The 22,300-nt window shown below is 30.4% G+C and carries 22 protein-coding genes; 4 read left to right on the top strand and 18 right to left on the bottom strand.

From position 1 onward, the window contains the following. Positions 1–141 precede the first annotated feature (141 nt). Positions 142–780 (bottom strand): hypothetical protein, encoded by a 639-nt coding sequence (locus tag BUB51_RS01680; protein WP_073194921.1) that lies wholly within the window; start codon positions 778–780, stop codon positions 142–144. 111 nt (positions 781–891) lie between these two features. On the opposite strand from BUB51_RS01680, the gene BUB51_RS01675 reads away from it, so the two are divergent. Beyond that, positions 892–2,457: a hypothetical protein gene (locus BUB51_RS01675; RefSeq protein ID WP_073194919.1), complete on the top strand. Its 1,566-nt coding sequence runs from the start codon at positions 892–894 to the stop codon at positions 2,455–2,457. Here BUB51_RS01675 and BUB51_RS13660 read toward each other — a convergent pair. Continuing rightward, positions 2,450–2,710, bottom strand: coding sequence for a putative Se/S carrier protein (locus BUB51_RS13660; protein WP_423230302.1), 261 nt, complete (start codon positions 2,708–2,710; stop codon positions 2,450–2,452). The two genes, BUB51_RS01675 and BUB51_RS13660, sit on opposite strands and share 8 nt — an antisense overlap. 168 nt (positions 2,711–2,878) lie before the next feature. On the opposite strand from BUB51_RS13660, the gene BUB51_RS01665 reads away from it, so the two are divergent. Continuing rightward, on the top strand, positions 2,879–3,598 hold the full coding sequence (locus BUB51_RS01665; RefSeq protein ID WP_073194918.1) for a glycosyltransferase family 2 protein: 720 nt from the start codon (positions 2,879–2,881) through the stop codon (positions 3,596–3,598). A gap of 63 nt (positions 3,599–3,661) precedes the next feature. Here the strand turns inward: BUB51_RS01665 and BUB51_RS01660 are convergent, their stop codons facing one another. From BUB51_RS01660 to BUB51_RS01590, 15 genes are all read right to left on the bottom strand, one after another. Further along, the gene (locus tag BUB51_RS01660) at positions 3,662–5,275 is read right to left on the bottom strand and encodes a Spo0B domain-containing protein (protein ID WP_073194916.1); all 1,614 of its coding nucleotides are present in this window, start codon (positions 5,273–5,275) and stop codon (positions 3,662–3,664) included. A 35-nt stretch (positions 5,276–5,310) separates the two neighbouring features. Then, positions 5,311–6,636 (bottom strand): AAA family ATPase, encoded by a 1,326-nt coding sequence (locus BUB51_RS01655; RefSeq protein ID WP_073194915.1) that lies wholly within the window; start codon positions 6,634–6,636, stop codon positions 5,311–5,313. Between the two features lie 124 nt (positions 6,637–6,760). Further along, a complete protein-coding gene (locus BUB51_RS01650; RefSeq protein ID WP_035161277.1) occupies positions 6,761–7,714 on the bottom strand; it encodes an NAD-dependent epimerase/dehydratase family protein in 954 nt (317 codons plus the stop codon). Between the two features lie 78 nt (positions 7,715–7,792). After that, on the bottom strand, positions 7,793–8,455 hold the full coding sequence (gene queC / locus BUB51_RS01645; RefSeq protein WP_073194913.1) for a 7-cyano-7-deazaguanine synthase QueC: 663 nt from the start codon (positions 8,453–8,455) through the stop codon (positions 7,793–7,795). Between the two features lie 17 nt (positions 8,456–8,472). Then, positions 8,473–9,105 carry a radical SAM protein gene (locus BUB51_RS01640; RefSeq protein ID WP_073194911.1) on the bottom strand — a complete coding sequence of 211 codons (633 nt, stop codon included), beginning with the start codon at positions 9,103–9,105 and terminating at the stop codon, positions 8,473–8,475. A gap of 6 nt (positions 9,106–9,111) precedes the next feature. Then, entirely contained in the window at positions 9,112–9,480 is a 369-nt protein-coding gene (queD, locus tag BUB51_RS01635) for a 6-carboxytetrahydropterin synthase QueD (protein WP_242844192.1), read from the bottom strand. A 166-nt stretch (positions 9,481–9,646) separates the two neighbouring features. Then, complete coding sequence (gene orr / locus BUB51_RS01630; protein WP_073194909.1) at positions 9,647–10,720, bottom strand: ornithine racemase Orr; 1,074 nt, start codon at positions 10,718–10,720, stop codon at positions 9,647–9,649. Positions 10,721–10,750: 30 nt separating this feature from the next. Continuing rightward, positions 10,751–12,118 (bottom strand): GlmL-related ornithine degradation protein, encoded by a 1,368-nt coding sequence (locus tag BUB51_RS01625; RefSeq protein ID WP_073194908.1) that lies wholly within the window; start codon positions 12,116–12,118, stop codon positions 10,751–10,753. Further along, positions 12,108–14,336 carry a D-ornithine 4,5-aminomutase subunit OraE gene (gene oraE / locus BUB51_RS01620; protein ID WP_073194906.1) on the bottom strand — a complete coding sequence of 743 codons (2,229 nt, stop codon included), beginning with the start codon at positions 14,334–14,336 and terminating at the stop codon, positions 12,108–12,110. Before oraE ends, BUB51_RS01625 begins: the two co-directional genes overlap by 11 nt. Then, positions 14,336–14,701, bottom strand: coding sequence for an ornithine aminomutase subunit alpha (locus BUB51_RS01615; RefSeq protein WP_073194904.1), 366 nt, complete (start codon positions 14,699–14,701; stop codon positions 14,336–14,338). The genes oraE and BUB51_RS01615 overlap by 1 nt, the downstream gene beginning before the upstream one ends. 16 nt (positions 14,702–14,717) lie before the next feature. Next, the gene (gene ortB, locus BUB51_RS01610) at positions 14,718–16,136 is read right to left on the bottom strand and encodes a 2-amino-4-oxopentanoate thiolase subunit OrtB (protein ID WP_073194902.1); all 1,419 of its coding nucleotides are present in this window, start codon (positions 16,134–16,136) and stop codon (positions 14,718–14,720) included. After that, the gene (ortA, locus tag BUB51_RS01605) at positions 16,129–16,443 is read right to left on the bottom strand and encodes a 2-amino-4-oxopentanoate thiolase subunit OrtA (protein ID WP_035161290.1); all 315 of its coding nucleotides are present in this window, start codon (positions 16,441–16,443) and stop codon (positions 16,129–16,131) included. The genes ortB and ortA overlap by 8 nt, the downstream gene beginning before the upstream one ends. Positions 16,444–16,451: 8 nt before the next feature. Continuing rightward, positions 16,452–17,498 (bottom strand): 2,4-diaminopentanoate dehydrogenase, encoded by a 1,047-nt coding sequence (gene ord, locus BUB51_RS01600; RefSeq protein ID WP_073194900.1) that lies wholly within the window; start codon positions 17,496–17,498, stop codon positions 16,452–16,454. A 193-nt stretch (positions 17,499–17,691) separates the two neighbouring features. Continuing rightward, a complete protein-coding gene (locus tag BUB51_RS01595; RefSeq protein ID WP_073194895.1) occupies positions 17,692–19,101 on the bottom strand; it encodes a sigma-54 interaction domain-containing protein in 1,410 nt (469 codons plus the stop codon). Between the two features lie 243 nt (positions 19,102–19,344). Then, on the bottom strand, positions 19,345–20,577 hold the full coding sequence (locus BUB51_RS01590) for a serine hydroxymethyltransferase (RefSeq protein ID WP_073194893.1): 1,233 nt from the start codon (positions 20,575–20,577) through the stop codon (positions 19,345–19,347). 238 nt (positions 20,578–20,815) lie between these two features. Here BUB51_RS01590 and BUB51_RS01585 point away from each other — a divergent pair, with 238 nt between their 5' ends. Continuing rightward, complete coding sequence (locus BUB51_RS01585) at positions 20,816–21,592, top strand: threonine/serine exporter family protein (protein WP_035161298.1); 777 nt, start codon at positions 20,816–20,818, stop codon at positions 21,590–21,592. 2 nt (positions 21,593–21,594) lie between these two features. Next, the gene (locus BUB51_RS01580; protein WP_073194891.1) at positions 21,595–22,044 is read left to right on the top strand and encodes a threonine/serine exporter family protein; all 450 of its coding nucleotides are present in this window, start codon (positions 21,595–21,597) and stop codon (positions 22,042–22,044) included. Positions 22,045–22,114: 70 nt separating this feature from the next. On the opposite strand, the gene BUB51_RS12965 is transcribed toward BUB51_RS01580, so the two are convergent. Next, positions 22,115–22,261 carry a hypothetical protein gene (locus BUB51_RS12965; protein ID WP_159430368.1) on the bottom strand — a complete coding sequence of 49 codons (147 nt, stop codon included), beginning with the start codon at positions 22,259–22,261 and terminating at the stop codon, positions 22,115–22,117. Positions 22,262–22,300: the final 39 nt, after the last annotated feature.

Raw genomic sequence — 22,300 nt, 5'->3', positions numbered from 1 at the left:
TGATTCACTTGGAATTCTATATTAAGTATATTATACCCTACTAAATCTGTCAACATTCAATTTTTTCTCTTTTTTATTAATATATTATGCAGTTATTTGAACTAAAAAAAGAAGGTGCTATTTGCACCTCTTTTAGACAAATCATTCTGTTTCTGGGAATAGATCTTCAAATTGTGGTGGGAAGAAATCTGGGAATGGTTCATAATCAAATTGTTTACAAATGTCTTCTTCTTGATTAAATTCTTCACATTCTGGTGGTTCAGGACAGAATCCGAATGCTGGTATTAACAATTGTACTCTACCAACTACTTTGATGATTAAGAAAGTACCAACAGCAAACTTCAATAATCCGTCAAGTTCAGTTGGTGTATCTAATACCTGTGATCTTGTTTCAACTACAATTCTAAACTCAAACTCATCTCTTGCAGGTGGAATAAACATTACTATATCTTTAAGTATATCAGGTAAAAATCCTTCTATTACAGTTCCATCAGTTCTAGTTATTTCATATGGTATTCTTAAAGTAAATCTTACTCTTTTAAAATTAGGTCTGTTTGGTAATTCTGTTACAATCAAAGTTCCATCTACAATAAAACCTGGTTTAAATCTGATGCTTTTGAATTTTCCCCCTTCTAAATCTACTTCTACTTCAGGGAAACATTCTCTTTGCTGACAATGAGCATATACCTTATCAGCTATTATGCATACTGTTTCTGTAATATAACTTAGATCATTTTCCATTATTGGATCACCAGGACTTGGATCAAATCCATTTGTCATATATTTTCACCCCTCTAAATAATTAATTTAATAAATTCATCTTTACTTTCATATTATGAAATATAGCAACTTTGGTGCATATTTTTATAAATTTTTTGTGGGGTGAATGTTATGAGTTTACATTCTAAAGAAAGCTTTATAGTTAGAACTTCAACTGGTATTTATTACAACATTTTTTATAAAAACAATGCTATTTTTAGTAATACATATGACAAAAACAGGAAAATTTTAGAATCTAAAGAACTTATAAACCTAGACATCATAGATTATTCTGTAGACATCGATAATAATGATAAAATACACATAATTTGTATCACAAAAACAGGAAATATCATATACTATATTTACTTTAAAAATAAATTATCAAAAAAACATCTTACAACACTCGATGTAAAATCTAATAGATACGATTATTTCTATCTTAAAGTAATAAAAGATGAAATACACATTTTCTATGCATTCAGCAATATTATTAATTCTACTGTTTGGACTATTCAACATATTATTGGAAATAAACAGTCTTGGGAAAAGAAAAATGTAATAAGCATTACACCCGGAAAATATATGAGTCCATATTATATAGACTTCGATAAACTCGGAAATATTCATCTGATTTATAAAAATGTAGAAAGTAGAACCCAACAAATATATTACACACATTATAGTTCTTTCTTAAAAAGTTGGTCAAAATATCCTATAAGAGTATCTGATATATCAGTAGATAACCTTCACCCTTATATTTTCGTTGATAATAGAAATATAATACATTTAGTCTGGTCTAAACTCGATAATAGCAATTTACGCTTTGTTTATAAACAACGTCCAGTGATTACCAATCAGAAAGGTAAATGGAAATCTGTTGAATTACCTTTATCTCGCAGCACATATACACATCCTGTAATCTATGAAGATTTTGGTCTTCTGCGTATATTATACAAACAAAATGATTCAATTAAAGGCTTATTTTCTAAAGACTTCGGTTCTTCATGGGTAAATGACACGTCTTTAAATAATTTTGGAAATCAAGACTGGAAATATTACAGATATACATCTAATAATCATAACGAAAAAAGTAAAATAAAAATTAATCATATATATGCCAAAATTACTGATACCATAGAATTATATTGTAAATACCTTAATACGATTACATTGGATACAAAAAACTCTACAAATAATGATATAAAAATTTCTAGATTAAATCTAGACACAATAGAACAGAAAAATAAAATTATAAATAAACCTGAAAAGTCAATTGCAATTGATACTGCAGATAAATCCTGTAGTGTTGAAGATAATAACATAGAAGAATTTGTCAATAATACAAATCAACAAATAAAAGACATTTTTTCAAAAACATATAATATTGACTTAATAAAAAAAGAAATAGAAACACTATTGTTAAATAATACGAAAAATTTAGAAAATAAGATAAAATCAAATAAAAACGATTTAGATTCAATTTTAACTAGATTAGATAATTTAAATGATCTAGTAACCGAATACAAAAAGGAAAATCAGGATATATCACAGATAATAAAATCTATAAATGAAAAATATGAAGAAAACCTACTTTATATAGAAAATTTAGAATCAGAAATAAATGATTTAAAAAATATAATTAAAAACACACCTAAAAAAAATTTAATTAATAAATTAAAAGAATTTTTTAAATAATACCTTTAACCTGTTTAATTTGCTTTTTACCATTAATTCTTTCTACTCTATATACTTTGCAAATATGCTTTTTATACTTGACTGCTTCTCTATTAAGTATTTCAAAATCTTCTATGTTATTAAACTTGATTGAATAACTACAACCAAAACTAAGTTGGCAAGGAGTCGAAATAAGTTGAAACTTATTTATGCCTTTTTTTTCTAAAATATAATATAACTGAATTGCATTATTTTTTGTATCAAAAACTGCTATATAATATTTATCATTTTTGAAGTATTTCCTTTTCGTAATTATTCCCCCTTACTTTATTTAATGAAGATTTTATTCTATATAATACTAGTATATTTAAAGTTATAGATTATGTTACTACTTTATGAATGGTAAAAATATAATAAATTTCAGTCAAATGAGGTGTATTTTATGGGTCTTTTTGATGAATCGATTAACATTGGGGTATCTGTCATAACATGTACTAACAGGCCAAATTATATGAATAATATTTTCGAAAATTTTAATAGACAACTCTATAGAGTAAAAGAATTAATTATAATCTTAAATAAAAATATAATGGATATTAACAAGTGGAAACTAAAAGCTTCCGATTTTCAAAACATAAGTATATATCAACTTGATGAAAACATAAGTCTTGGAGAATGCTTAAATTTTGCAGTAAATAACTGCAAACATGAAATCATAGCAAAATTTGATGATGACGACTACTATTCTCCTTATTACCTCAACAGTTCAATTATGGCTCTATTAAAAACGAATGCAGATATAGTTGGAAAATCTACAACTTTTGTCTATTTTGAAGCTAGTAAAACATTAGCTATTAGAAATCCTAGAAAAGAAAATCGCTACCTCACAAGAATTGAAGGACCAACTATGATAATAAAAAAGGATGTCTTTAATAAAGTAAAGTTTAGAAATATTACTTTAGGAGAAGACGTTAATTTTTGCAAGGACTGCATCAAAAAAGGTTTTAAAATTTACTCTCATGATAAGTATAATTATGTTTATATAAGACATGGGAAAACCAGTGCTCATACGTGGAAAATTACAGATGAATATTTTAAAAAGCTATGTATTAAAATAGGAAAAATTGAAGATTATAAATCTTATATTGAAAAAATTGAATAATATAATAGCTGAGGGTTTAAACGTTCCTCAGCTATTACATTATTCATAACTAAACTATAGTTATTAATTTTTCAACATAGGAAAATAAACGAGAAAGTGATTTCCTTTTTCATCTACCTTCAATTCTATGTGCCCACCATTTTTGTTAACTAACTGCTTAACTATATATAATCCTAAGCCCTTTTCTTCTTTATTATCGCTTGAAAAGCCTTTTTCAAAAATTCTATCTCTGATTTCCATAGGAATTATGGGAATGTTATTACTAACTTCAAAAACTATTTCATCTAATTCACTAAATATCCTGATAACAAGTTGTTTATAATTGCCCTGTGCATTCTCAAGAGCATATACAGCATTCTTTATTAAATTAACCAAAATCTTTATTAAATCATATAAATTTACTGGCAATTCTTCTGGTAATTCCTGAGACTCTATTTTTATATCTATACCATACTCTTTGGCTTTTGAAATCGTCGTAAATATAGCTGCTTCTAGCTCTGGAATTCCAATTGCACAATTTTGTTTAATAAGTTTACCTTCCTTTGATACGTTATTTAAATACTCGTAAGCTCTATCTGGTTTTTTTAGTTCCAATAACCCTTGTATAATCTGTAAGTGATTCATAAAATCGTGCTTATACATTCTCAATTTTTCATTCATCTCTTCTGACAAATAAAGTCTATATTTTGTCATTTCTTTCTCCGAAACCAATTTAGAAATAATATAGATAACGATAAGTATCCATAGAAATAATATAATTCCTATGACGCTTAAAAATATATTGCTTCCTTTTAACGCTTTTTTAGTTGAACAGTATAATTCTTCCAACGGAACAACTCCAATTAAGTATCCTTTAAATTCTGATATGGGCATTAAACTAATAACAAAATTTTCATCTTCTATATTTATGGTATTTATTACTAATGTTTCAGCCTTTTGTATATCCTTTAATTTTTCTTTAGGTACTTTATAATTAGGTTTACTGATAATAGGCTTCAAATCATTATTTATTATATAAATCTCACCTGTTTCTGCTATTTTTATATTTGTATACTTATTTTTAAATCTATCTAAATCAATATATGCTATCAAATATCCTAATACAGATTCGTTGTTTACATCTTTTATTTTATGCACAATATAAAATATATTTTCTAAATTAGAATTAAGTTTCTGACCTGTAAAATCATAATCCCATAACATATCATTTGTATTTAAGTTTATTTCAGAATAAACCTGACTTAACTTAAAATTGTTTATATCTAATCTAACAATTCCATTCGTATATATTCTGTCATCTTCCGTAATACATACAATTCTACTAATATATGGATTATCCTTTGAGATTTCATTAAGTTTTTTCTCAATATACACATCAATACTATGTTGATATTTGGGCTTTAGATTATAATACTCCTGTAGTGATTTTCTCAATCCCATAGAAGTAGCAAATTCGGTTACACTATTTTCAATATCATCTATAGTTAATTGCAAAGATTCAAATGTCTTTATAATTAGCTGTTCCATAGATTTTATTTTTTCTTTTTTGATTACATTTAACGTATGTTTATAAACGATAAAAATATTCAAAAAAATAGGTATAATTATAAAAAATATAAGTAAAATTACTACAAATATAGTTAATTTCTTTTTATTTGTAATTACTGTATACTCCATACACTGCACGCACCTCATAACATTACTTGTTTAAATCATTTATTATTTCGAAGATCTTCCAACCTCTTCTTAATTATTTTTTCATACCCATTTTCAGTAGGAACATAATATTTTTTCCCTATTAAATCATTTGGCAAATACTGCTGACTTACATATGAATTTTTATAATTATGAGGATATTTATATTGACTGCTTATATTAAGTTTTTCTTCTTCTAATCTCTTAGATGTAAAATCTCTTAAATGCTGTGGAACTTGTCCGTCTATCAATTCCACATCTGCTAAAGCCTTTTTTATTCCTAGATAACTTGCATTACTTTTAGGAGCAGCCGCTATATAGGTTACAGCTTGTGCTAAAGGTATCTTACCTTCTGGCATTCCTATGAAATCTAATGCCTTAAAAGCAGCTACAGCTACAGTTAATGCATTTGGATCAGCGTTTCCTACATCTTCTGAAGCACAAATTATAATTCTTCTTGCAATAAATTTTGGATCCTCTCCAGCATGTAGCATTTTAGCTAACCAATAGAGTGCTGCATCTGGATCTGAACCTCTCATACTTTTTATAAAGGCCGATATTGTATCATAATGTTCATCACCATTTTTATCATATTTAACAGCTCTTTTTTGAATACAATCTTCAACTATATCTAATGTAATATGTATTATTCCGTCTTCGCTAGCAGAAGTAGTTAAAACTGCTAATTCCAATGCATTAAGTGCAATTCTTGAATCCCCATTAGCCGTATTAATTATATGCTCTAATGCATCCTTTTTTATTTCAATATTTAAATTTCCTAATCCTCTCTCCTTATCTTTCAATGCTCTTAATAAAATTACTTTTATTTGTTCTTTAGTTAATGGTTCTAGCTTAAACACCATTGATCTAGATAGCAGAGCTTTATTAACTTCAAAATACGGATTTTCTGTAGTAGCTCCTATTAAAATAATTGTACCATTTTCAACATACGGTAGTAATGCATCTTGTTGTGATTTATTAAATCTATGTATCTCATCGATAAATAAGATTGTTCTTTTATTATGAAAACCTAATCTTTCTTTTGAATTTTCAATTACTTCCCTTATATCTTTAATACCTGAAGTTACTGCATTAATCTGCTCAAAATATAATTTAGTTGTATTTGCTATGATTCTTGCAAGGGTCGTTTTACCAGTACCAGGTGGTCCATGTAAAATTAGAGAAGTTAATTTATCAGCCTGAATAGCTCTATATAACAATCTGCCTTTTCCTATAATATGTTCTTGTCCAACAAATTCTTCTAAAGTTCGAGGCCTCATTCTCTCTGCAAGCGGACTCTGTTTTTTCAATATATTTTCTGCATTTAAAGTAAATAAATCCAAGCTACCACACTCCTAATAATTCTTTAAAATCAACATAAAACAAATTTGTTTAAATACATATTTAGACATTTTTCATTAACTATTATCTAATAACGTCATTTAATAATAGTATATAATATAATTTTTATTTTTTTAAGTTGTATAAACTTTTAATATAACCTATCTCCTTTTTCAATCCTTCATATATATCTGTTTTTTTATTCAATGTAATAATATCTTGCAATTTTTCAACTGAAGCATAAGTAATAACTTGCTCTTCTATTATAGGCTCAATATATTTAACTACAGCCTTTTTATTTAATAACTTTTCAATAATTTCAATGGATTCATTTACACTTAAAGTAATGCCACCACCAACATTTAATATTTCATTTTTTAAATCTAATTCTAGTAAATTAAGTATTATCTCACAAATATCTTCTACATAGATAAAATCTCGTCTCTGTTCCCCATCTCCATATATATAGATTTCTTCTCCATTTATAATTTTTTTTATGAAATTATGAAATGCCATATCAGGTCTTTGTCTAGGTCCATAAACTGTAAAAAATCTTAATATAGATACACTTATATCATATACTTTTCCATAATAATGGCACAAAGTTTCACCAGCTAATTTAGTAACACCATATAAAGAAATTGGTCTAGGATTGTGTAATTCTGACATCGGAAAACCTTCATTTTCCCCATAAACTGTTGAAGAAGAAGCATAAATCAATTTTTTTACTCCTTTATTCTTAATTGCATCTAACATTCTTTGAGTTGCAACAATATTATATTTTATATATTCATCAAAATTAATTTCATTACATGCAGTTACCCCCGGTATATCAGCAAGATGAATAATACAGTCAATTTTTAATCCTTCGATGAGCTTCATTATATTTGGTTCTAAAATATTATACTCTAAAAAAATAAAATTCGGATTTCCTAGGCAATATTTCAAATGGTATTCTTTAATCCATCTTTCGTAATTATTATAAAAATTATCAATGCCTATAACCTCATATCCTTTTTCCAACAGCAATTCACATAAATTACTGCCTATAAAACCCGCTGCACCGGTAACTAAAATCATGCAAAAACCCCCTTCATCATTATATAATCAATATATGATAAAAGGGGGATAATTGTTATGATTATATTCCTTTATGAATTACTTCTCATATTCTATTGGATCTTCTATTCCTGCTTCTGCAAATCCTTTTAATCTTAATACACAACTATCACACACTCCACAAGCCTTTTCTTTTCCATTATAACAGCTAGTTGTAAGATGATATGGAACACCATACTTAGTACCGAGTTTTATTGTTTCTGCTTTTGACAAATTTATAAGAGGTGCAATTATCTTTATAGATTTACCTTTAACTCCTGCAGCCGTACCAACATCGACTACTTTTTGAAAGGCCTCTATAAATTCAGGTCTGCAATCAGGATAACCACTATAATCAACCGAACTTACACCTATAAATATCGCTTCTGCCCCTATTACTTCAGCATAACCTAAAGCATAGCTTAAAAATAAAATGTTTCTAGCCGGTACATAAGTAACTGGAATTTCTCCATCACCTTTATACTCGGGTACATCTATATTTTTATCTGTAAGAGCACTACCACCTACATTATCTAATGAAATAATCCTGTGCTCTTTTACATTATAATACTCTGCTATTTTTTTTGCAGCTTCTAATTCTTTTCTGTGCCTTTGTTTATAGTCAAAAGAAATAGGATACAATTCATATCCTTCATTTTGAGCAATCCCCATACAAGTAGTACTATCTAATCCTCCAGAAAGCAATATAACCGCTTTTTTCATATTACATCCTCCTTGTCTTATACTCCTCTTTCATCTGGATTCCATATAATCTTATGCAATTGAAGCTGAAATCTGACATCTAATTTATCTTTTAATATCCAATTAACAATCTCCTTTGGTTCAATCATGTTATAGATTGGCGAAAATGTAATAATACCTTTATTGTAATATTTTCTTATAATTTCTTTAGACCAATTATAGTCCTCAAAAGTCCCTATTACAAACTTTATCTCATCATTGTCTCTCAAATAGCCAAAATTACTTAATCTCATTTTACTATGTTCATTTGAAGTAGGGGTTTTAACATCCATAGTAAACCTATGTTTTTCAATAAGTTTATACTTACTTATATCTATTGAACCATTTGTCTCTATATTTACTTCATAATCTGTTAGCTTTTCTAATAAATTTATAATATCTTTTTGCAAAAGAGGTTCTCCACCAGTTATACATACTCTTTTATAACCATAACTTTCAATTTTATTAATTACCTGCTGAATAGTCATATGATTACCATAATTATAAGAATAAGTTGTATCACAATAACTACATCTTAAGTTACATCCAGTCAATCTTACAAAAATAGTAGGTAATCCTGTTGAAATACCTTCTCCTTGTATACTTAAAAATATCTCATTCACTTTTAACATATACAACTACCTTTCTAAAGTCGCATAACTTGTTGGTGTTTCCCAAAGAACAACTTTTTTAAGCCAACAATTATCTTTTTTTATTGCATTGTCAATTTCATTAAATATCCAAAACAAAATATTTTCACAAGTCGGATTAAAATCAAATATTTCATTTAAATATTTGTGATCTAGAACATTGATAACTTTCTCTTTAACTATCTCCTTCAATTCATTAAAATCAATTACAATACCTCTGTTATCAACTTCTCCTCTTATCGTAATTTCAAGTTTATAAGTATGTCCATGTAAAAATCTACACTCTCCATCATAATCTTCTAACTTATGTGCACTATCAAAAGTAAATATCTTTGTTATATCTATTGTTCTGTTCATCGGATTTCTCCTTTCATATCTATAAGTTCTAAAACATTCTCACAATCAATAATAATAAAAGGCCACTTGTTAACAGCAGCCTATTTAAAATCATTATAATATACAAAATTTAAGATTTCATTTTATATTATTAATTTAACACAGTATATAAATAAGTTCAACTATTTTATACAAAATTCTTTTTCACATATTCAGATGTCATAACCTTTAATATTCCACCATAAGTTAACTTAAATTCTACATTATCTCCAATTTCATAATTCTTTTCACACTTCGTAATATCTAAAATCAAATGGTCACTGCTTTCTCCTAATATTTCAATATTCTTATCATAAGGTATTATATCTCCTAAATCAACATCTTGCTTTCCTATAGCACAAATAGCCCTTTTCATAATGCCCTTGTCAATAAATTTAGGCTTATTACCAAAAGCATCCATACCTATTTCTCCTATTGGAACTGAAGGTTTCTCTTTAATTTCAATAATTTCGACAATAAGTTTAAAACAGTCATCATATGTATTTTCAATACTTTCACCATATGCTGTTTCTCTTCCCAAAACTATCGATTCACCTAATCTTAATTGATTTATTTTCTTTGGCATTTCACCAGCCTTTAGTAAATATAAGCTACTCGAATTTCCACCTGAAATAATATCTAATTCTATATTAAACTTTTTTTCAATGTTCATCTTTATTTTAACCAATTTACTTAAATTTTCATACTTTGGTATTACTCCTCCATAGCAAGTCAGATTTGTACCTATACCTATTAGTTTTATACCATCTAGTTTTAGTATTTCCGATACTACAAAAAAAATTTCTTCTTCATCAAATATTCCTTCTCTTAAATCGCCTAAATCAACCATTAAAATTATTTTATGCTCCTTATTTTGCTCTACAGCTTTTTTGGACAGCTCTTTTATTGTATTTAATTCAGAATTTAAAGATATATCAGAATATTTTATAACTTCATCTGCTTGACTTATCATAGGAAGTCTGAGTAGCATTTTAGGAACATTGATTTCTTTTAATTTAATTAAATTTTCTATTCTTGAATCGGCTAATATTTGCACTCCACCCTCTACCATTGTTTTAGCTATTTTAGGCTCTCCACAAAATACCTTTGTTACGCCGGTTACATTTATATTATTTCTTTTACACAATTCAACAATTTCTCTGGTGTTATGCTTTATTTTATCCAATGAAATCTCTACACATGGATACCGCACTTTTATCATCTCCTTAAAAAATACGAGGGCAATAGCCCTCTAATTTATTTCTAGACTTTCTTTTAATAATTTAATTGCAGTATCAGGGTATTTTTTAGATAATACACCTAATGAAGCCATAATGTAATTATTATCTATTAAGATTCTTGCTTCTTTTGTTGGTAACAATTCATCACCTTTATTACTTAGAGCTATTTTTCTTAAAATCTCAATTCTATTTGGAAGTTTCGTTAATGCTCCTCCTGTACCAACAATATACTTTACATTTGTTAAGTCTTTCCCTTCAGCAATAGTTTTTTTACCACTCGGACCATATAAATGTCTAAAACGTCCGCAATGTCTCTTTACAGCTGTTATAACTGCCTCTAATGTAAGCTCTTCAACTAATCTTTTTTCTAGTTCAGTTTCTGGAATAGGTTTATAATTATTTATCAATGTATTTAATGTTTCTTCATCTATTTCAAGATTATTACATAGTTTTTCTACACCTACTCTTTCCACAACATTTTTCATATTTACATATACACCTAGATCTCCTTCAACAGTTCTCTTAGCTAACGGCTCTGGACTTATTAACATCCTATTTACTTCATCACTACCTTCTGTTACTGAGTGAACATCGGTTGTAGCACCGCCTACATCAATGGTTATCAAATCTCCTATTTCATCATATAATAATTTTGAAGCTATCATTACAGCACCTGGTGTCGGTATAATATTGCCTGTTACCATCTCACGCATTTTCTTCATTCCAGGAGCATTAGTTATATGTTCTTCAAATACTTCCTGAATAACTTTCCTAGTTGGTTCTATATTCAATTGGTCGATTTTAGGATATACGTTTTCAACAATATATAGTCTTGTACCAGTACCCTCGAAAATATCTCTAATATCATCATGGTTTTCTATATTACCTGCATAAATAACAGGTATTCCCAAACCTAATTCTGCAATCAATTCAGCATTATATATAGCCGTATCTCTCTCTCCATAATCTACTCCACCTGCTATAAGAATAATATTAGGCTTTATAGCAACTAATTTCTTTAAATCACTTTTCCTTAGTCTGCCTGCTGTAATCTGATGAATATTAGCACCTGCTCCTAAAGCAGCTTCTTTAGCGGCTCTAACTGTCATGTCATAGACAAGCCCATGTACAGTCATTCTCAAACCGCCCGCAGCACTGCTTGTGGCAAGTAATTCATCATATTCAATCTCACTTGCTCCAATATTTTGTCTTAAACTTTCAATAGCACCTTTCAAACCAATCTTAACATCGCCTTCAAGCACAGTTGTTGGAGCTTGCCCTTGCCCAACAAAAGCCGGATTTAAGCTGTATATTCCATTGAATGCATTTACTACAGTCGTTGTACTTCCAATTTCCACTACTAAAACATCAATCCTCATTTCTCAATTTCTCCTTTAATTCTCTGCGTTTTTTAACTAAAAAAGTAGCCACATGAACTCCTTTAGTTCCTCTACCAAATCCTGCATCAACACCTTGCTGTACTGCTAATTCATTTGAAACTTGAGTTCCACCACAAGCTATTATGATTCTATCTCTAATCCCTTTTTCAACGCAGAGCTCATGTAATTTTTTCATATTTTTATAATGCACATCATCATGACTAATAATCGTTGAAGCCAAAATTGCATCTGCATCCAATTCTATAGCGGCGTCTACTAATTTCTCAACAGGTACCGATGTGCCTAAATAATGACACTCAATACCATACTTTTCAATTCCACCATGTTTAATATCTATTATTTCTCTTAATCCAACTGAATGCTCATCTTGTCCTACAGTAGCTGCCACTATTCTCATTGGATTAGCTTCTATTTCGGCTCTTATTTCTTCATCAGACATTACTTCCGGTTTTGGCGGAATAACCAACTCGCTAGTATCAATCGTGAATGGAACTCTACCCTTTAATTCTATTCTTGTACCTTCTGCTAACTGCATAATTTCTTTATGAATAACTTCAACATCTTCTAATCCCATTCGTTTTCCTATCTCGATAGCAGCAACTTCTGCAATTCTCTCTTCAGTAGGTAGAAATAAAGTAATCTGAATAATTCCATCTCCCTGCCATTCCATTTCAGGTTTTATTTTGCTAGTTTCTCTAAATTCTCTCGTTTCCTCTAGTCGCTTATATACATTGTCATTTTCATCTAATTCATCTATAAAAACGATTTTATCTGGGTCTTCAAATGTACATCCACCAATTAATTTTGAAGGATTATCTACGGCACTCTCATCATATTGAGCTATATTATTATAGCCAAAATGTGCTGTTACAGGCGCCATATAATCTTCTTCTCTTTCAACTACTGTACCAGCACCTATGCCTCCATCAATTTTCCTTGCTATACCATCACCATTTCTTTCCGGATAATATCCTGAATCGACAAAAAAACCTAATTCAACAGCTTTAAAATATCCTCCAACTTCTAAAATTTCTTCCATAAATAATATTGCTCTCTCTTTTAATTCTCTAACCTTACGAGCCAATTCACCTTCATGTCTCCTGATTTGTACCATTTCCTTAAGACCATCCATACCAATAAGAGCTTGTTTAGCTGTATCACATGCTTCTATATTATAGATATGCCATGGTACATTTCTACCTTCATCAGGAGTAATAGTTGATTGTATATCAGCTCTTGTCAATTTAGAAATAAGCAGGTTCAAAACATGTGTTACAGTTGCCTCTCTAGTTGATGATTCCATATATTTTGTATTCATCTGTGCTCTCATTTTATAATCTCTAAATAACTCCCTTAAAGCAACTGCATAAGGTAAATCTAATCTCATACAAGGTGCAGGCGGAGCCGTTGGTGGTACTGTTGAAAGACAAATATTTTCTTTCTTCATCCCCACTTTCACAGAAAACATCGAATTAATAGCATGCTGAACCATAAGTTCTGGCATAACCTTCCAAGCCTTAATAGCTGTCGCATTGGCATTATGTGCACCATCTATCTGTGCCATATCCGCCCAAGCCATTACTCGTTTTGCAACTGCCGCGTCTACAAAAGACCTTATCATATTTATATTTCTATAAAGAACATTATATTGAGGGTCCTGATGTGCACCATTTACTCCTTCTTCAGCAAACATAACAGCTATTTCAGGACCGGCCACTCCACTTACATATGAATGATAGTTTATAGGTCTTCCAACTTCTTCTTCAATAATATCAAGGGCCTTTTTCTGTGCTCTAACTTGTTTTCTTGTAACAGGTATACCCCCAATCCCCTGTGGAGTACCTTCAATAAGCCCGTCAAAATGGCTCTGTCCAGCAGTTCTTATCACCATTATATGATCAGCACCATGCCAAGCTGCCATTCTCATACGCCTAATATCGTCTTCAAATCTTCCAGATGCAATTTCTGTTGTTATAATACTGTCAGGCTGTGGATCTATCTCATCAAAACTCTTTGCAGCAGGCAATGGTTGGCTCTGCTTTAAAGATTCTGAAGTATCATAATACTCAAACTCACCTATTTTTCTTCTCTGCCCTGTTCCCTTTCGCCAAGTCCATCCTCTTCTTTTAGGCCTATATTTATCCAAATCTTTCAAAATATTTTCAATATCTAATTTTTCATTTGGCTTAAGCTGCATTAATGCTCACCTCCTCTAAAGATATTAACAACTTCATCCCACATTTCTCCTTCAACAAGTTTTAACCCGGCCTCACGAATATCCATACCTTTTTCTTTGGCAAGCCTATAGACCAAATGCCCTGCACCTTTACCTAATAGTCCTCTATCAACCGCTCCTTCAACAATAGCCTTAGCTTCTATACTTGAAAATCCCATTCGTAATAATACAGACCTTTCAATCGAAGGAGAAGTATGCTTATACGCTAACTCTATTAAAGGATCAACTATTTTTTCTGCTAATTCCCAAAACCTTCTTTCTAATTCTTCTTCAGTTAAATCTTTCAAATGCTGTCTTCTAGTTTCAAAATCATCTGGTCTTTTCATTTTTGCACCTCCGATATTAATATTTAACTCCCAATTCATCCAAAATTTGTTTTACAAATTTTTCATTTGATTTTGTATCTTCTACCAGAAAATCTATGTCTTCTCTAGTTACATAATCAATTTTTGTTGTCTCAATACAGTTCTTAATATATGACTTTTTAATCCTATCAAGGTCTAAATCCCTAGCTTTTATTTGACTTGGATGGCTTGGTAGAATAATGTTTTCCCCGGGTACTTCTTCATCTGGATTACCGATAATAATATCTACACCATTCTCCCTTGCAAAAGTCAATTGAGGCTGAATGTGTTTTCCAGCACCAGTATATTCTGTTTCTTGTGCAACTATGATTTTATCTTCATCCAATTCTTGAGCCAATGCAAAAGCAGCAGCTAAAGATGTATTCCCAGCAGGTCCTCTTTCTAATCCCTCTAATTGTGCTAGTGCCTCAGTAATGTAAAATACCTCACCCTGATTTACTGTTACATATCTATCCATATATCTTAAAGGTCTTGCAGCAGATCTAGGTACATCCGATCTATCAGGCCATGTAGCAAAAGGTATCCCAAATCCCGTATGTCCAGTAGTGAAAGACTTTTTATTAAACTGTGTATCACTGGCCATATGAAGTCCTTTTAAATTCACACTTGCTCCTACTATTTTTACGTTATAAGCTCCAGCCTTTTTAAGTCCTCTTGCAGTACCTGTCAAATTGCCACCCCCTGCATTTGTTGCAACAACAACATCAGGGTCCTTACCTACCAACTCTCTGAACTGCATTGCTAATTCATATCCTAAAGTTTCTACACCGGCAATCCCGAAAGGAGTATACAACGATGCATTAAAATAACCTGTTTCCTCTAATAATTTTAAAAATGTATAAAACAATTCTGGCCCTACCGTTAATTGCACTACTTCAGCGCCATACGCTTCACATTTTCTGGCTTTCTCTATTATTTCAGGTTGTCCAATCCCTCTTGAATCATAACACTCTTGAACAATTATACATTTAAGTCCATTCATTGCTGCTTGACTCGCTACTGCTGCTCCATAATTACCACTAGTAGCCGCTATAACACCTTTATATCCTTTCTTTTTAGCATGATAGATGCTAGTTGCCGCTCTCCTGGCTTTGAAACTACCAGATGGATTACATGCTTCATCTTTAATGAATATTCTAGCCCCCTTACCTTCGGGTGCCAATTTTCTGGCCAATGCTGTTAAGTTCTTTAATTCATATATAGGAGTATTCCCTACACCTGTTTCACTTTGTATTTTTTGTATTTCCTGCAATGTGTACCCAGTTTCTCTCATCATTCTTTCATAATCAAATGCTATACCTTTACTTTCAAAACGTTCATAATCAATACCGACAGCTTTTTTCATTATTTCATTTCTTCTAGACATAACACTTTGATAACTCATATCTCTATTCATTATCTTCACCGCCTTCAAGAATACCACGCAACTGTTTGCCAATAAATAATAGTTCAGGTATACATTTTCCATAATCGTGATTATAATATGGATTTATTTCTACCAACTTACCTTTAATTTTTCTGCCAATATAAGTTTCTATTTCTACCTCGTCGCCAATTCTAGCCTCCTCATTTAGTAAAAAGCCTTTTACCCACATTTCTAAAGGAACTTTTTTAGTGTCATCAGGAACCTGTGGAGCTCTTTCCTCAGGTTTAAGAACTACATTATAAATCCTCACCCAATCTCCTTTTTTAGCCTTATTCATATACATCCCTACCTTTTTATAAGTTTTCTCATATCTCCCATAATTGCTCTTGGAACCGGTAAATCTAACATAGTTTTTAATCCAGAGTCAGCATTAATAACATGAGGTATCATATTCACGCACATGGCTATTGTACCAATGCCTCCTGGAATTTCAGGTTTAATTTGCATATTGATATCAGGTATACCTTTTATCCAAATATAGTCGCCAGTTTCCACTCCTTCTTTCTCTGGCAATATTTGTTGTGGATGTTCCATTTCAATCTTTAATTCATTACCCACATAGCCATATCCCATTTGTCTACATCCTGCTACATTTCCGGGCTGTACTTCCGCATATTTAGTCTTTCTATATACATTTGAAACTATTGGCTCCTTAGTCTGTTCAATTTTATTAACTTCCCAACCTACTGCATCAGCTATCATATTTATTGATTCTGGGAACCCAACATGTCCAGCTAGTGTACCATTTTCAACGCCCTTATTAAACTCTTCTACCGTAGTTCCAACCCCTTGTTCTGTCATAACTGCTGGCCCAAAAGGTGATAAATCATTAATCCTCGATGCTTTTATATGATGAACTTCTTCACATGCACCCGTTAATGCTATAACTAATAAATCCATAATAAATCCAGGATTTATCCCTGTACCTAAAACGGTAACACCGTTTTCCTTTGCGATTCTATCCATCTCTTTAGATAATTCTGGTGATTGTGCCATTGGATATGCCATTTCTTCTGCTGTTGAAATTACATTAATCTTCTTCTCCAAACAGAATTTAATCTTATCAAAAGCATTTTTTGTAAATGAATCTGTTGCTAAAAGAACTACATCAGCACATTTTTCAGTAATTACATCTTCAATATTTTCTCTGATAATAACTTCTGGTCTATCTCCTCTTTCTATTCCTAAAACTTCATACATACTCTTATTTACTCTCGTTTCATTTCTATCACAAATCCCTACTATTTCAACTCCTTTCTTTTTAAGCAACATTTTAGCCATTCCACTTCCCATAGCACCAAAGCCCCAAATTATAACTTTCACATTTTCCATAAAAGACACCTCCAAGTTATATTTATTTTATCGATATTAACATCATGCAATTAACTTGCCAATCTTCTTGCAATTTAAATATTTTTTATTTTTGCTAATTTTCAGTATATTTTTTCTTTTAAATTAAATTTTTCTTTTATTGCAAAAACAAAAACGCAAATAAATTTGCATATATGTGCAAATTTATTTGCGTTTACAATCTTATTTTATATTTTTTTATTTTATGCTGTAGGGTCTGCCGTCTAATATTTAATTTATTTGCAGCTTTAGTAATATTATTTCCAGTTGATTTTAATGCATGTATTATTAGTTTTTTCTCGATTTCTGATATAATCTCTGGCAATGAATTCTCTAATTTTATAATATCTTTAATATCGACAGTTCCCATACTTTCCTCAACAATATATGAAGGGAAATGTTCTTTTTTAAGTACATGCTCATCCTTAGATATAAAATTTATAGCTCCTTCTATTAAATTCTCTAATTCTCTTACATTACCAGGCCATGTGTAATTTAAAAAAAGTTCATAAACATGCTCCGACAGCATCCATACATCTTTATCAAGCTTCTTATTATATTTTCTAATGAAATAATCACACAACAATTTTAAATCTTCTTTTCTCTCTCTCAAAGCAGGAACTTTTATTGAAATTACATTCAAACGATAATATAAATCTTTTCTTAAAGTACCTTTTTCTATAGCAACTAATGGATCTTCGTTTGTAGTTGCAATTATTCTCACATCTATAGGAATATCTTTAAGACCACCTACTCTTCTTATATATCCTTCCTGCAATACTCTCAAAAGTTTCGATTGCAGCATAAGTCCCGTCGAATTGATCTCATCTAACAATAGAGTTCCGCCATTAGCCTGCTCAAATAATCCCGGTCTGTCAACGGCTCCAGTAAAACTGCCTTTTACAGTACCAAATAAAATACTTTCGAGTAAGGATTCTGGCAATGCTGCGCAATTTTGAGCTATAAAAGGCTTATTTTTTCTTTTTCCACAATAATGTATGCTCTGTGAAAATAGTTCTTTACCTGTTCCTGTTTCACCATATATTAATACTGAAGAATTCGACATAGCAGCCTTTCTAGCTATATCAATCGCTTTCTTTATTTCTCTACTATTGCCTATAATATTTTCAAAAGTATATCTTTTAATACGAGGTTTTATCTCTTCTCTATCTTTTTTAAATAGTTCCTGTTGCAAGTTGATTACTTGTTCAGATAATGCTTTAATTTTAGTAATATCCTTAGCAATTTCTAAAGCTCCAACCTTTTCATCATTAATAAATAACGGAATAGTAGTATTCATTGTTGTAATCTTATTTCCTTTATAATTTAAATATGTTTGATTTCTATTGAATATTGGCCTTCCCGTATTCATAACTGTAAATAAAGTACTTGAATTTTCATCTAAACTAGGAAATATATCCAATATATTCTTATTTAATACTGATTCCTTATCCAATCCCTCTAATCTAGCCATTACATCATTATATAATATCGTATTACCATGATTGTCTATAACGTGAATTCCCTCATCTATATAGTGCAAAATATTTTGCAGTACTAATTTCAATATTTCTCCTTTTATCATATTATCAATCCTCTTTTATAAAACTAACTAAAAAGATACTGCATAATAATATGCAGTAATCTTATAACAGCAATTAGTCTCTAGTCAATAGTCGATAGTTTTTAGTTTATTGACCATCAACTGTCAACTATCGACTAATTTTACATTTTTAATTTAGTACTTAGTACCTATATTAACAATTATCAGCTACTAGCTGCTAACTGGCAGCCAATAGCTGATATCTCATTTTTATTTAATTAGATTTTATTCATACAATGGAAAACTATCGCATAATTTTTTTACTCTTTCTTTAATCATGTTTCTGTCATTTGACTCATCTAATGTTAGATTGATTATTTCAGCAATTTCTACCATCTGTTCTTCTTTCATTCCTCTTGTAGTGACAGCAGGTGTACCTATTCTTAGACCACTAGTAACAAAAGGACTTTCTGGATCGAAAGGTATAGTATTCTTATTAGTAGTTACTCCTACTTCATCTAATAATGCCTCAGCTTTTTTACCAGTTAATCCTTTATTCCTTAAATCTATTAAAATTAAATGATTATCAGTACCACCAGAAACTAATCTAAAACCTCTTTCAATCAAGCTTTCAGCCAATACACTTGCATTTTTAATTATTTGTTTTTGATATTCTTTGAAATCGTCTTCAAGAGCTTCTTTAAAACTTACCGCTTTTGCCGCAATTACATGCATCAATGGTCCACCTTGTAATCCTGGGAATATAGCCTTATCAATTTTTTTCGCATACTCTTTTTTACAAAGTATTACTCCACCTCTTGGACCTCTTAAAGTCTTATGTGTAGTAGTTGTTACAAAATCAGCATAAGGAACTGGGCTTGGATGTAATCCAGCTGCTACTAGACCTGCAATATGAGCCATATCTACCATAAGATAAGCTCCAACTGCATCTGCTATTTCTCTAAACTTTTTAAAATCTATTATCCTCGGATATGCACTAGCACCTGCAACAATTAGTTTTGGCCTTTCTCTTTTAGCAATTTCCATTACTTCATCATAATCTATCATTTCTGTCTCTTTATTTACTCCATAAGAAACAAAATTAAAATATGTACCTGATATATTAACAGGACTTCCATGAGTTAAGTGGCCACCATGAGATAAACTCATACCTAAAACTTTATCACCAGGCTCTAACACTGCAAAATAAACTCCTAAATTCGCATTTGCTCCAGAATGAGGCTGTACATTGGCATGCTCAGCACCAAATAATTTTTTTAATCTCTCTCTTGCCAAATCCTCAACAATATCTACAAACTCGCATCCTCCATAATATCTTTTTCCAGGATATCCTTCTGCATACTTATTTGTTAATTGGCTTCCCATAGCCTCCATAACCTGTGGAGAAACAAAGTTTTCTGAAGCTATTAGTTCTATTTTACTACGTTGTCTGCCGATTTCCTGCTCGATAGCTTGCATTACTTCAGGATCAAATTTTTTCAAATTATTAAAATCCATATAACTTCTCCTTTCTATAATAATTTTAAATAAAGTATTGATATTTTTATTTTTTCTTATATAATACTTTTATAAATATATAGTTAACTACACATTTAGTTAACTATACCACTTAATAAAATCTATCAATATATATTATACTAGAATATTTTCAAAATAGGAAATTTTTCTACAAATTTTTAAATTTAAATAAAATTTTTGATTAAAATAAACTAATGAAACAGAGGTAGGTGTCATCATGGAATCTTTAAACGATGTAAAAAGACTACTAGTTATGGCTATTTTAGCTGGCAAAGTTATGCTTAAAAATGGTGCAGAAACCTATAGAGTAGAAGATACTATAAAGAGAATTTGTAAATCACGAAATATAGATTTTGCAGAAGCTTTCGTTACTCCAACTGGCATATTCCTTTCCGTAGAATATAAAGGTGAAGTGTTAACTTATATAAAAAGAATTAAAAGTATTAAATTTGATCTTAATAAGATTGCTCTTGTTAACGAGTTTTCAAGACAATTTGTAAATTCTAATATGTCTATTGATAAGGGATTCGAAATACTAAATGATATTGATAATATCAAAACATATCCAAAAAGCTTAAGGCTTATATTTGGCGGCTTTGCAGGTAGTTTTTTTACTTTATTATTCAAAGGAAGTTTTACGGATTTTGTTTCAACTTTTATTATAAGCTCTATTCTAGTTATTGTAATGGAATTTTTAAACAGGAAAAACTTCACTTTTTTTCTATCTAACATTATAGGTAGTTCTATAGTAACAATATTGTCTATCATATCAGTTACTTTAGGTTTTGGCACGGATATGGATAAGATTATTATAGGCTCAATAATGCTTTTAGTTCCCGGTGTCGCAATAACTAACGCAATCAGGGACTCAATTAGTGGAGACTTTCTCTCTGGTATTTCTAGAGGATTAGAAGCTATAATTGTTGCAACAGCGATAGCATTTGGTGTCGGTGCTACTTTAAAAATATCTTTCATATTATTCGGAGGGATGTAAAATTGATATATATAAAAGAATTCATTTATGCCTTCTTATCTACTTTAGGTTTTTCAATTATTTTTAATATACCAAAAGATTCTATCGTAAAATCAGGAATAACTGGTGCATTAGGATGGATAATCTATATTTTTGTAAACAACAACTATTATTCAAAAGTCGCAGGTGCATTTTTAGGTGCTATAGTCGTTGGTATGATAGGTGAAATAATGGCTAGACTTTTTAAAAAACCTGCCACTGTATATATAATACCCGGAATAGTACCACTTGTACCAGGAGCTGGCATGTATTATACAATGCTATCAATTATCGAAAAAAATTTTATTGAAGCTGCTAATTTTGGTACTGAAACACTATTTATAGCAGCAGCTATATCAAGCGGTGTTATTATTTCTACTACTTTAAATAAAACTATATTTAATTTTAAGAAAAATCGAGTAGGAGGTAGATGATTAATTCATCTACCTACCTCTCACACCACCGTACGTACCGTTCGGTATACGGCGGTTCATTAGGTTAAGTTCAAACTTGAACTCTGGCTTTCGCTATTGATGATGCCGAAGGTATACTACACGCTTCCTTCCTATCTTGGACTTCCAGTCCTACTTCAGTCGGAGAGCCTTCATATGAAGTTTTCTGTGGTCTTTGCATACCTCTCGAATCTTTCAATGCTACTTACCTCCCTAATGTTCGGTCCTTCCCTATCTA

The sequence above is a fragment of the Caloranaerobacter azorensis DSM 13643 genome, assembly GCF_900129995.1.
Lineage (GTDB): Bacteria > Bacillota > Clostridia > Tissierellales > Thermohalobacteraceae > Caloranaerobacter > Caloranaerobacter azorensis.
This window is presented reverse-complemented; position numbering and strand designations above follow the sequence as displayed.

Coding starts and splice junctions, on each gene's coding strand:
- BUB51_RS01640 (WP_073194911.1), bottom strand. CDS start 9,105: ATGTTAAAAGTGAATGAGATATTTTTAAGTATACAAGGAGAAGGTATT.
- BUB51_RS01675 (WP_073194919.1), top strand. CDS start 892: ATGAGTTTACATTCTAAAGAAAGCTTTATAGTTAGAACTTCAACTGGT.
- BUB51_RS01590 (WP_073194893.1), bottom strand. CDS start 20,577: ATGGATTTTAATAATTTGAAAAAATTTGATCCTGAAGTAATGCAAGCT.
- BUB51_RS01680 (WP_073194921.1), bottom strand. CDS start 780: ATGACAAATGGATTTGATCCAAGTCCTGGTGATCCAATAATGGAAAAT.
- ortB (WP_073194902.1), bottom strand. CDS start 16,136: ATGAATAGAGATATGAGTTATCAAAGTGTTATGTCTAGAAGAAATGAA.
- ord (WP_073194900.1), bottom strand. CDS start 17,498: ATGGAAAATGTGAAAGTTATAATTTGGGGCTTTGGTGCTATGGGAAGT.
- BUB51_RS01615 (WP_073194904.1), bottom strand. CDS start 14,701: ATGAAAAGACCAGATGATTTTGAAACTAGAAGACAGCATTTGAAAGAT.
- orr (WP_073194909.1), bottom strand. CDS start 10,720: ATGATAAAAGTGCGGTATCCATGTGTAGAGATTTCATTGGATAAAATA.
- BUB51_RS01625 (WP_073194908.1), bottom strand. CDS start 12,118: ATGAGGATTGATGTTTTAGTAGTGGAAATTGGAAGTACAACGACTGTA.
- queD (WP_242844192.1), bottom strand. CDS start 9,480: ATGAACAGAACAATAGATATAACAAAGATATTTACTTTTGATAGTGCA.
- BUB51_RS01595 (WP_073194895.1), bottom strand. CDS start 19,101: ATGATAAAAGGAGAAATATTGAAATTAGTACTGCAAAATATTTTGCAC.
- BUB51_RS01660 (WP_073194916.1), bottom strand. CDS start 5,275: ATGGAGTATACAGTAATTACAAATAAAAAGAAATTAACTATATTTGTA.
- queC (WP_073194913.1), bottom strand. CDS start 8,455: ATGAAAAAAGCGGTTATATTGCTTTCTGGAGGATTAGATAGTACTACT.
- BUB51_RS01665 (WP_073194918.1), top strand. CDS start 2,879: ATGGGTCTTTTTGATGAATCGATTAACATTGGGGTATCTGTCATAACA.
- oraE (WP_073194906.1), bottom strand. CDS start 14,336: ATGCAGCTTAAGCCAAATGAAAAATTAGATATTGAAAATATTTTGAAA.
- ortA (WP_035161290.1), bottom strand. CDS start 16,443: ATGAATAAGGCTAAAAAAGGAGATTGGGTGAGGATTTATAATGTAGTT.
- BUB51_RS01585 (WP_035161298.1), top strand. CDS start 20,816: ATGGAATCTTTAAACGATGTAAAAAGACTACTAGTTATGGCTATTTTA.
- BUB51_RS01650 (WP_035161277.1), bottom strand. CDS start 7,714: ATGATTTTAGTTACCGGTGCAGCGGGTTTTATAGGCAGTAATTTATGT.